The sequence below is a fragment of the Acinetobacter sp. UBA6720 genome, from assembly GCF_002454215.1.
GTDB lineage: Bacteria > Pseudomonadota > Gammaproteobacteria > Pseudomonadales > Moraxellaceae > Acinetobacter.
Genome location: NZ_DKIK01000075.1, coordinates 1 through 10543 on the forward strand (window position 1 = coordinate 1; position 10543 = coordinate 10543).

A 10543-nucleotide genomic window follows, 5' to 3' on the forward strand; every position below is an offset into this window, starting at 1 on the left:
TTTTTGCTTTGGGGCAGCAGCAATCTTACTGTTTTTGGATTTTCCTCGGCTGTGGTGCATAACTCAACTTCAATTTATGATCTACAATCAGCCATTATAATAGAAGTCGGGCAGGCAATCGACCTTTGCAACATAAAGTCGGCAATCTTGTCGAGAAAAGACTTCAGTCTACAAGATTGATCAAGCTAATCGGGGAGTGTGTTGCAAACTTATTTTGCGAAGGGGTACCAAGCACATCAGCTAGGGTGTATTGGTCTAAGCTGTTGTAAAACTCATCTAAGGCATTATCTAAAATACCTTTCAGACCACAGTTAGAGCGGAGTACACAGGGCGGGGTATTGCATTCAACAATGTTTTGATCGGCTTGTAAAACCCGCACAATCTGCCCTAGTCTTAAATGTAGGGTTTCTGGGTTGAGTCGAATCCCACCACCACGACCGCGTGCGGTAATAATCCATTGCTGCTTTGCCATAAAATGCACGATTTTCATCAAGTGATTTTCAGACACTTGAAGTGCTTGAGCCAGTTCTGCAATGGTATGTGGCAGCGCTTTCGGCTGAGAGACATACATCAGAATTCGCAAAGCATAATCTGTAAACTTATTGAGCTGCATGAGGGTATTAATCGTCGATACGCAAAAAACAAAGGGCTAGTCTAGCATAACCTGACTAACCCACTCTATTTTATGCCGATGGCATCAGTTAGTGATGAACACCACCTGTACCAAAAGCTTCACTGTGGATATTTTCGGCAGGAACACCATGGGCAATCAGAGCTTTTTGTTGCTCAGCCATAAATGGCATTGGACCACATAAATAATAATCTGCTTGCGTTGGTAGAATCGCACTATCAATGGTACTCAAATCAAGACGACCTTTCGCATCAAAGTCTTGACCTAAAATATCACTTTGATGTGGAAACTCGTAAGCAGTAAAGGTACTTAGGCGAGGGTACTTCGCTTTTAAGTCATGAATGTGCTGTTTCATGGCATGCACTTGTTTACTACGACATGCATGAATGAAGGTTACAGGCTCAGGCATATCTAAAGTCACCAATTGATTCAGCATTGCCACCATTGGGGTGAGACCCACACCACCACTAATAAAGACATTACGTTTGTTTGGATCAATCAGGTAGAAGTTACCTGTTGGTGCAGAGACTTCAATTTCGGCACCAACGTCCAGACCATGTAGAGTATTTGAAACCCAGCCTGCAACCAAGTCGCCTTTTTCATCTTCACGTTTAACTGAGATGCGTAAATAATCTGCTTGAGGACTCGTTGAAAGGGTGTATTGGCGTGGTTGTTTTAGGCCAAGTTCTTCAACAAATACACGTACTGAAATGTACTGACCCGCTTCATATTGTGGTAAATCACCACCGTCTACAGGGGCAAGATAGAAAGACGTGATTTCTTCACTTTCAACCACTTTTTTCGCGATTTTAAAGTTGCGCCAGCCTAACCAACTTCCTTTGGTTTGTTGATGCTGTTCATAAATTGCCTTTTCGGTGCTAATGAATAAGTCAGCCAACTGACCATAAGCCGCAGCCCACGCACCAATTAAAGGGTCTTCCATTGAAATACTTAAAACTTCGCTGATGGAATGTAGCAGATTTTCCCCAACAATATTGTAATCAGGAGCTTGAATATTCAAGCTCACATGTTTATGTGCAATCAGCTCAACCACTGGAAGCAATACAGAAGGATCTTCAATGTTTTCAGCATAAGCTAACACTGCGCCAGCCAAAGCTTGAGCTTGAGCACCGCTGCGTTGGTGACCCATATTAAAGGTTTCTTTTAAAGCAGGGTTATTACCTAACATGCGGTTATAAAAATAACCTGTGAGCGCGACACCGTTTTCACGGAGGACAGGAACAGTTGCTTTTACAAGGTCAATTTGCTGCGGAGTCATGGTTGATCTCTCTTGGCTATCATTTATAAGATGTATTAAAAATATACCTTTAAAGATGTAATGTAAATACATCTTTATGCTAAAAGGATAAAATATTTTCAGGCATATAGAAATTTTTTTGATGTGATGGTGAATTCTTTAACATTTTTAATATCTTAGTTTGCTCTTTTTAGATGTTTATTATTGCGCCTATAGGAATGTTTTTATATTTCTATGAAACATTATATGGAATTGATGTTTCATTTAGCGTTTCTTCAACTGATTACGTAGATTTTCTTTAGTGTTCAATGGTGACAAGGCGTGAGGTATTGATTCATCAAGAGGTCTTTTTATTATTTGATTATGAATAGCGATGTCGAAAAGCATAGGGCGTTTCGCCTGTCCACTTTTTGAAGGCACGAGCAAAAGAGTTCACTTCTTGAAAACCGAGTAGATAAGAGACCTCACTGGGGCTAATTGAGGAGCGGGTGAGATAGTGTTCGGCTAAAGCTTGTCGCGTTTTGTCCAAAATGCTTTGGAAGTTGGTCTGCTCTTCCTCTAAAAGTCGTTGTAAGCTACGTTTACTGAGCGCCAGTTTTTCTGCGACATCCTCAATTCGGCTAAATCCAGCAGGTAAATTTTCTAGTAAAATTGTTTTAACTTTTTCTTGGGTTTGCACCGCATTGTTTAAATTCAGCAGATTTTGTCTGAGATTGGGCTCAAAAAATGCCCACATGGTTGGGTTTGCTGTTAAGAAGGGTTTGGTGCAGTCTACGTGTGAAAAACTGATCGAAATTTTTGAGCCTTTCTTTGGGGTGACACCAAAGTAGTCTCGATAGGGCGCGAGTTGTTCGGGGAGCTCAGGTAAAGTGATTGCTAGTGGCATAATATGGCTACGCAGGCATAATCGTGCCAACTGCGTAAAAAAGACCAATTCTGTCAGTATCAGACTTTGGGGAATGGCTGCGCCGACTTGATAGAATTCAATGTCTAAGCGCATTTGCTGAGCATCGGTTGCTGTATTTAGATGAATAGGACCAATCAATTTTTTAAACAGCGTTATGCGTTCCAAAGCAACGCTTAAATTGGGGCTGCATATACACGCAAAAATGGCGGGATCGAAAAGTTCTACTGAGAGCATTTGCCCGATTTTAAGCGGTAAATGCTCAATATTTGCAATATGCTCAACAGCTTGCCAAAATTGAAAATAATGTTGTGGTGTGAGTTCCATTTTTTCACGGTTAAACGCATCTAATGGCAGGGCAGCTTGTCGAACTACATCTTCAGGTCGGATGCCTAAATCAATCAAAAAAAGCCTCCAATTAGGTTGCAGTACAAACTTTGTTGCATATTTCATGGCGGCAACCCCTGCATTAGATATTGCGATTTCATGTGAATGAGTCGCTGGCTTTATTTAACGACTGACATGACCATCATATCGAAAATACGATCCCCAAACCATTTGCGCACAAAAATCATGAGTTTGGCATACTTGCCACCCACATATCGGGTCTTTGGTTGCTTTGCATTAACGGCTTTTATCAACATATCGACCACGACTTGTACATCTGAGAGTTCACCTTTACGCACCGATTCATTGGTAGCATGGGCAACTGCTTGCGCCATGTGGGCATAAGCACCTGTACCTGAACGTGAGAGCATGGGTTGGAGCATGACGTCGGCAAATTCAGTATTAATCGCACCGGGTTCGATCACAACCACGTCAATATTAAAAGCTTTCAGCTCTAGACGTAGGCAATCTGACCAGCCTTCAACAGCATGTTTACTGGCATGATACCAACTGCCGAGCGGCGTATAAATTTTGCCACCCATTGAGGAGATGTTGATGATGCGCCCCTTATTTTTTTGGCGCATGGATGGCAAAACTTGTTGGGTCAATTCAGCCATGCCAAACAGGTTCACTTCAAATTGATAGCGGGCGTCTGCAATCGACGTATCTTCCATGGCACCGTATAAGCCAAATCCTGCACAGTTAATCAGGATATCGACACCTTGGGTTTCTCGTTCAATCTGTTGGATGACTTGATGAATATCTTCAGATCGGCTGATGTCCATTTTTAATGTACGAGCGCCGAGTATTTTTAGCTCATTCATTGCTTCAAGACGACGTGCTACAGCATATACGAGGGCGCCTTGTTGTAATAAGGCGCGTGTAAATGCTCTACCCATGCCTGATGATGCGCCTGTAATTAATACCACTTGTTCTTGGGCTTTATTCATTTCACTATCCTCAATACTTTGTTGATCTAACTTGATGATTGAATTTTAGTGATTGAGTCCAGCTTTCTGACATCCGATCATGCCAAGTTATATGCAGATGACGTCATGTTGTAATGCAGTATTTAATCGTCGTACATAAAAAACGTCACCAAAAATTGGTGACGTTGAATGAAGGTTGTAAGCAGTTAGGCGCGCATTACTTACCAAAAATAGACCCTAAAATACCACGCATAATTTTCTGTCCAGTACTGCCACCCAGACTACGTGCTGCACTTTTGGCGAACGTTCCTACTGTGTCTTGAATTAGCTTCTCACGCTGTTTAGCTGAGCGCTCAGCTTCTTTTTGCTGTTCTTTGGCAACACGCTCCTGTTCACGCGCTTGTTGTTTGGCAATTGCTTCTGCTTCTTTCGCTTGCTGTTTTGCGAGCAGCTCTTGTTCTTTGGCTTGTTGTTTTTCTTGCTCTATCTGTACCGCTTGTTGTTGACGCTCAGCGACTTTGTTTTGTAACAATTCAAAGGCACTTTCGCGGTCTAATGTTTTCTCATAAATGCCAGCGACAATACTTTGTGAGATTAAGACCTGACGTTGTTCAGGGCTAATCGGGCTGAACGATGAGTAGGGAGGCATGACCCATGCACGTTCTACAATTTGCGGTGTACCTTGCTCATCAAGGCAGCTAATCAGTGCTTCCCCGACAGCTAGTTCGGTAATGGCTTGTTCAACCTTAAATTCAGGATTGGCACGGAAGGTATCTGCTGCTGTTTTTACAGCCTTTTGGTCTTTTGGGGTGAAAGCACGCAACGCATGCTGAATACGGTTACCCAACTGCCCCAAAACGCTTTCGGGTAAATCAAGAGGATTTTGGGTGACAAAGTAGATCCCCACACCTTTAGATCGAATTAGACGGACCACCTGTTCAATTTTTTCTTGTAGTGCTGCACTAGCATTATCAAACAATAAATGCGCTTCATCAAAGAAGAACACCAGTTTAGGCTTGTCCATATCGCCCACTTCAGGGAGCTGTTCAAACAGTTCGGAGAGCATCCACAATAAAAAGGTTGCATACAACTTCGGCGTATTCATCAGCTTGTCTGCAGCTAAAATATTGATATAGCCGTGTCCATTACTGTCGGTTTGAATAAAGTCGAGAATATTTAAGCTAGGTTCACCAAAGAATTGATCACCACCTTGGTCGGCTAGAGCCAGTAAATTGCGCTGAATGGCGCCAAGACTAGCAGGCGATAGATTGCCATATTCTGCTTTAAACTCAGCAGCATGTTCGCTGACATAGCTAATCATGGCTTTTAAGTCTTTAAAGTCGATCAATAGTAGACCTTGATCATCCGCAATACGAAACACCGCAGAAAGGACACCTTCCTGAGTATCATTTAAATTCAGCATGCGCGCTAGAAGTAATGGGCCAATTTCTGTAATTGTTGTACGAATAGGATGACCTTGTTCAGCAAATAAATCCCAAAACACTACAGGGGATGCGGCAAACGGAATACTATCAATACCTAAGCTTTTGATGCGTTCATCAAACTTAGGATTGGCTGTTCCTGCTTGGGCTAAGCTTGAAACATCACCTTTGGCATCAGCCAGAAACACGGGTACACCGAGTCGTGAAAAACTTTCAGCTAATACTTTTAAAGTGATGGTTTTGCCTGTCCCTGTTGCACCAGCAATTAAGCCATGGCGGTTAGCAAATTTTGAATGTAGAACCACGTCTTGTTGGGTATCACTGGTTTTTTTTGCAATGATAATCGGTGTACTCATATTTCTTCCTATTCGGTTTTCTTGTGATGGCTATTCAATTGTTTTAGTGCGTTTTCTATATCTTGAATTAAATCGTTAGGATGTTCCAGTCCTATACAAAAGCGAACCAATAAACCTTGTTGTAAATGTGTATGTTCAAGCAGACGCATGTCTTTGAGATCATAGAGCATCACTAAACTGACGGGACCACCCCAGCTAAAACCCAGTTTAAACAAAGACAAGGCATCACAAAAATGACGAACATCTTGTAAGTTAAACTCTGGTTTAAAAATCACACTGACCAAACCTGCACTGTGTTGTTCTATGCAAATATCTTTCCAGAAGGAGTGACCTGCAGTATTTGGATCTGCTGGGTGTAAAACTTGTACAAATTCAGTTCGTTGCTTTAGCCAAGTGAGGAGTTGTATTGCACTTTGAGACTGTGCGGCATAGCGAACACGCATCGAGGCCAGACTGCGCTGCACTTGAGCAACATCATCTCCCGATACACAAATACCTTGAATGGCATGCATTCGAAATAATTGATGGTGCAAATGTTGCTTACGTGTGACCACAGAACCCATCAAGATATCACCGCCACCGCTGGGGTACTTGGTTAGGGCATGTACGGTCATATCGACACTTAAATGTGCATCACTAAAATCAAAAGCATTAAAGGCAAGACCTGCTCCCCAAGTATTATCCAAAGCGGTGAGTATGTTATGTGCTTGTGCCTTTTTAATAAGTCCAGCTAAATCGGGAAACTCTAAAGTGACTGAGCCTGCTGCTTCTAACCAGATTAGTTTTGCTTTTTCCGTTGGTTGAAATGAGTTCACATCAATGGCGTTATAGACTTTGACCGTAATGTCATAGCGCTTTTCCAGATTGCGCAGATGCTCCATGTTCGGACCATAAATATTGTCTGCAACCCAAACTTCATCACCCTGACTGAGAAAACATGAATTGACTAGATTAATGGCGGATAAACCACTGGGTGCCAGTAAGCAATATTTACCCCCTTCAATTTGTGCAATGTTATCGCCCAATGTGAATGTGGTAGGAGTGCCATGGGTGCCATAACTGTAATCATATTCATCTGTCCAATGGCGATTAAATAGTGCATCGGTATTTTTAAAAATGATCGTTGATGCACGATAGAGGGGAGGTTGAATGGTTGAAATGGATTGCGGGGCTTGTCTTGGTGCATGGATTAAAGCGGTTTGCGGATTTTTCTTCACGAATCGACTCAACATAAAGCGCTAAATTGTTTTAGCTTAAGAGAAAGTGATGAAATAGGCTAGAAAATTGAGTAAATGTAAGTAAAGCTCAGCAAAATAAAAAAGTTGGCTTCAATTTTGCTAAACCATCTGAAGAGATAGCATAAAAGAAGGCTTAAGCGCATGAAGTCGCATTTAAAAGTACATTATTTTCAGCATATTGCTGGTGAAGGGTTCGGTAGTTGTTATGAATATTTGAAAAAGCAAGGTGCTGTTATAAGTGCAACGGAGTTTTTTGCATTACCCGTTGATCAGGCTCTGGAAATTGAAGCTTTACCCAACATTGAAGATGTGGATTTACTTATCATTATGGGGGGAACAATGAGCGTTAATGATGAAGTAAATTATCCATGGCTAAAGATAGAAAAACGTTGGTTACGTCGGTATTTGGCATCAGGTAAACCTGTCATTGGGCTATGCTTAGGGGGGCAGTTGATTGCAAATGCACTTGGGGCTGCTGTGAGTCGAAATGAACAACAGGAACTAGGTTGGACAACAGTACGGAAAATTCAACATGTGCCAATAGAATGTTTTGAGCTACCAGAACAATTTAATGTAATGCAATGGCATAGTGAAACGTTTGAAATTCCTAAAGGGGCTATTCATTTGGCAGAAAATACCATCTGTCGTAATCAAATGTACCAAATTGGCAAAAACGTATTGGGTTTTCAGTTTCATCCAGAAATCACACCTGAAACATTAGACTTGTTTTTAGAGAATGATGATGAGTTGAGTAAATTTTCAGGGCGTTATGTCACCGCGGAAACAGAATTGAAAAAAACACCTAAATTAAATTTTATTGAAGGAAATCAGATTCTTAATAGGGCTATTGAATATGTGCTCCGACAAACAATATATTGATGATTTTTTAAGCTACTGAAAATGCAAACAAATTGAAAATATTGTAAAAACTCGAAAATCAATTTGCTTATGCATTAAACAATGGCTATAATGAGCGACCCTTTAATGAAAGGGGGTTGGCTACGAATAAAGTAGTTAACATCGTGACAGTCGTGGCATCGATCATGACCTTAGTGATATTTCACTGCTCTTGACACTTACCTTAAATAGTGGGGTGAGATGCGTCAAGAGTGATTCTTTATATATTTGGCTTGGAGTTTACTGGTATGTCTAACCAGAGAATTCGTATCCGTCTTAAGTCTTTTGATCACCGTCTAATTGATCAATCAGCTCAAGAAATCGTAGAAACAGCAAAGCGTACTGGTGCACAGGTTTGTGGTCCAATTCCAATGCCTACACGCATTGAACGTTTTAACGTTTTAACATCACCACACGTTAATAAAGATGCGCGTGACCAATACGAGATCCGCACTTACAAACGTTTGATCGACATCGTTCAACCTACAGACAAAACTGTAGATGCATTGATGAAGTTGGATCTTGCAGCTGGTGTTGATGTTCAGATCGCATTGGGTTAAGGCTTTCGGGTTAATTAACGCTCTAAGTTAATTAGGCCGCTTTTTTAGAGGTTTATGCACATGGCTATTGGTTTAGTCGGTCGCAAGTGCGGTATGACACGTATCTTTACAGATGCTGGTGTTTCTGTGCCTGTTACAGTGATTGAGGTTGATCCTAACCGCATCACTCAAATCAAAACGCTTGAAACTGATGGTTATCAAGCGATTCAAATCACTACTGGTGAACGTCGCGAATCTCGCGTAACTAACGCTCAGAAAGGTCACTTCGCTAAAGCGGGTGTTGCTGCTGGTCGTTTAGTTCAAGAATTCCGTGCAACAGAAGCTGATCTTGAAGGTCGTGAAGTTGGTGGAACTATCGGTGTAGACTTGTTTACAGTGGGTCAAGTTGTTGACGTAACTGGTCAGTCGAAAGGTAAAGGTTTCCAAGGTGGTGTTAAGCGTTGGAACTTCCGTACGCAAGACGCAACTCACGGTAACTCAGTTTCTCACCGTGTTCTAGGTTCTACAGGTCAAAACCAGACTCCTGGTCGCGTATTCAAAGGCAAAAAAATGGCTGGCCATTTAGGTGCTGAACGCGTAACTGTACAGGGTCTAGAAATTGTATCTATCGACGCAGAACGTTCAGTTTTAGTAGTAAAAGGTGCGATTCCTGGCGCTACTGGCGGTGACGTAACTGTTCGTCCTACGATCAAGGCCTGAGGGGAAATAACGTGAATTTAAATACTGTTTCCGGCTCTGCTGTTGAATTATCAGAAGTTGCGTTCGGTCGTGAATTCAATGAAGCTCTTGTACACCAAGTTGTTACCGCTTATTTAGCTGGTGGCCGTCAAGGTTCAAAAGCTCAGAAATCACGTGCAGACGTTTCTGGCGGTGGTAAAAAACCATTCCGTCAAAAAGGTACTGGTCGCGCTCGTGCGGGTTCTATTCGTAGCCCAATCTGGGTAGGTGGTGGTAAAACTTTTGCTGCTCGCCCACAAGATTGGTCTCAAAAAGTTAACCGCAAAATGTACCGCGGTGCAATGCAATGTATCTTAGCTGAACTTGTTCGCCAAGATCGTCTAGTATTAGTTGAAGAGTTTGCTGTTGCTGCTCCAAAAACTAAAGAGTTGCTTGCAAAACTTAACGACTTGAATGCTACTCGCGCATTGATCGTTACAGAAGCTGTAGATGAGAATCTATACCTTGCAGCGCGCAACATTCCACACGTTGATGTGGTTGATGCTGCTGCTATCGATCCTGTTAGCTTGATCGCGTTCGATAAAGTTGTTATGTCTGTAGCTGCTGCTAAGAAAATTGAGGTAGAACTCGGATGAACAACGAACGTATCTATCAAGTCCTACAAGGACCTGTATTCTCAGAAAAAGCACAAGTTTTAGGCGAAACTGCTGGTGTTCAAGTTTTCAAAGTTGCACTTGATGCAAACAAACTTGAAATCAAGAAAGCTGTTGAGCAATTGTTTGGTGTTCAAGTTGTTAAAGTTAACACAACGATCACTAAAGGTAAGACTAAACGCTTTGGTAAAACATTAGGACGTCGTTCTGATGTTAAAAAAGCATACGTCACCCTGAAAGCTGGCCAAGATGTTGAGATGGCTGACTTGGGCGATACCGCTGAAAGCGCAGCGGAATAAGGACGAGAATTATGCCAATTCAAAAATGTAAGCCAACGTCTCCTGGACGTCGCTTTGTAGAGAAAGTCGTTCACGACCATCTTCACAAAGGTGCGCCTTATGCTCCGTTGGTTGAAGCTAAAAAACGTACTGGTGGTCGTAATAACAACGGTCACATCACGACTCGTCACGTTGGTGGCGGTCACAAGCAGCACTACCGCCTAGTTGACTTTAAACGTAACAAAGATGGTATTCCTGCAACTGTAGAGCGTATTGAATACGATCCTAACCGTACAGCACACATTGCACTAGTATTGTATGCTGATGGTGAG

Annotated in this window: 12 protein-coding genes and 1 pseudogene; 7 read left to right on the top strand and 6 right to left on the bottom strand. The window is 42.0% G+C overall.

Annotated elements, in window-relative coordinates:
- The coding region (locus tag B4F08_RS06485; RefSeq protein ID WP_291373864.1) for a hypothetical protein at positions 1-180 on the top strand (180 nt) is incomplete at its 5' end.
- On the opposite strand, the gene B4F08_RS06490 is transcribed toward B4F08_RS06485, so the two are convergent.
- The 6 genes from B4F08_RS06490 to B4F08_RS06515 all read right to left on the bottom strand — a co-directional run bounded on the left by B4F08_RS06490 (position 164) and on the right by B4F08_RS06515 (position 7124).
- Positions 164-613 carry an RrF2 family transcriptional regulator gene (locus B4F08_RS06490; protein ID WP_086208961.1) on the bottom strand — a complete coding sequence of 150 codons (450 nt, stop codon included), beginning with the start codon at positions 611-613 and terminating at the stop codon, positions 164-166. The genes B4F08_RS06485 and B4F08_RS06490 overlap by 17 nt on opposite strands.
- A gap of 88 nt (positions 614-701) precedes the next feature.
- Complete coding sequence (gene hmpA, locus B4F08_RS06495) at positions 702-1910, bottom strand: NO-inducible flavohemoprotein (protein WP_291373865.1); 1209 nt, start codon at positions 1908-1910, stop codon at positions 702-704.
- Between the two features lie 340 nt (positions 1911-2250).
- Positions 2251-3246, bottom strand: a complete 996-nt coding sequence (locus B4F08_RS06500; RefSeq protein ID WP_291373866.1) for an AraC family transcriptional regulator — start codon at positions 3244-3246, stop codon at positions 2251-2253.
- 53 nt (positions 3247-3299) lie between these two features.
- Positions 3300-4130, bottom strand: coding sequence for an oxidoreductase (locus tag B4F08_RS06505; protein ID WP_110974070.1), 831 nt, complete (start codon positions 4128-4130; stop codon positions 3300-3302).
- 196 nt (positions 4131-4326) lie between these two features.
- On the bottom strand, positions 4327-5907 hold the full coding sequence (locus B4F08_RS06510) for a helicase HerA-like domain-containing protein (RefSeq protein ID WP_291373867.1): 1581 nt from the start codon (positions 5905-5907) through the stop codon (positions 4327-4329).
- Positions 5908-5915: 8 nt separating this feature from the next.
- Positions 5916-7124 (bottom strand): PLP-dependent transferase, encoded by a 1209-nt coding sequence (locus B4F08_RS06515; protein WP_291373868.1) that lies wholly within the window; start codon positions 7122-7124, stop codon positions 5916-5918.
- Positions 7125-7286: 162 nt separating this feature from the next.
- Here B4F08_RS06515 and B4F08_RS06520 point away from each other — a divergent pair, with 162 nt between their 5' ends.
- The 6 genes and pseudogenes from B4F08_RS06520 to B4F08_RS06545 all read left to right on the top strand — a co-directional run.
- A complete protein-coding gene (locus B4F08_RS06520; protein WP_086208955.1) occupies positions 7287-8024 on the top strand; it encodes a type 1 glutamine amidotransferase in 738 nt (245 codons plus the stop codon).
- A 266-nt stretch (positions 8025-8290) separates the two neighbouring features.
- Entirely contained in the window at positions 8291-8602 is a 312-nt protein-coding gene (gene rpsJ / locus B4F08_RS06525) for a 30S ribosomal protein S10 (protein ID WP_000070912.1), read from the top strand.
- 60 nt (positions 8603-8662) lie between these two features.
- Positions 8663-9301 (top strand): 50S ribosomal protein L3, encoded by a 639-nt coding sequence (rplC, locus tag B4F08_RS06530; RefSeq protein ID WP_086208954.1) that lies wholly within the window; start codon positions 8663-8665, stop codon positions 9299-9301.
- A gap of 11 nt (positions 9302-9312) precedes the next feature.
- The gene (gene rplD / locus B4F08_RS06535) at positions 9313-9915 is read left to right on the top strand and encodes a 50S ribosomal protein L4 (protein WP_086208953.1); all 603 of its coding nucleotides are present in this window, start codon (positions 9313-9315) and stop codon (positions 9913-9915) included.
- Positions 9912-10232, top strand: a complete 321-nt coding sequence (rplW, locus tag B4F08_RS06540) for a 50S ribosomal protein L23 (protein WP_004691323.1) — start codon at positions 9912-9914, stop codon at positions 10230-10232. The genes rplD and rplW overlap by 4 nt, the downstream gene beginning before the upstream one ends.
- 11 nt (positions 10233-10243) lie before the next feature.
- A pseudogene (locus B4F08_RS06545) lies at positions 10244-10543 on the top strand (50S ribosomal protein L2); the annotation flags it as partial.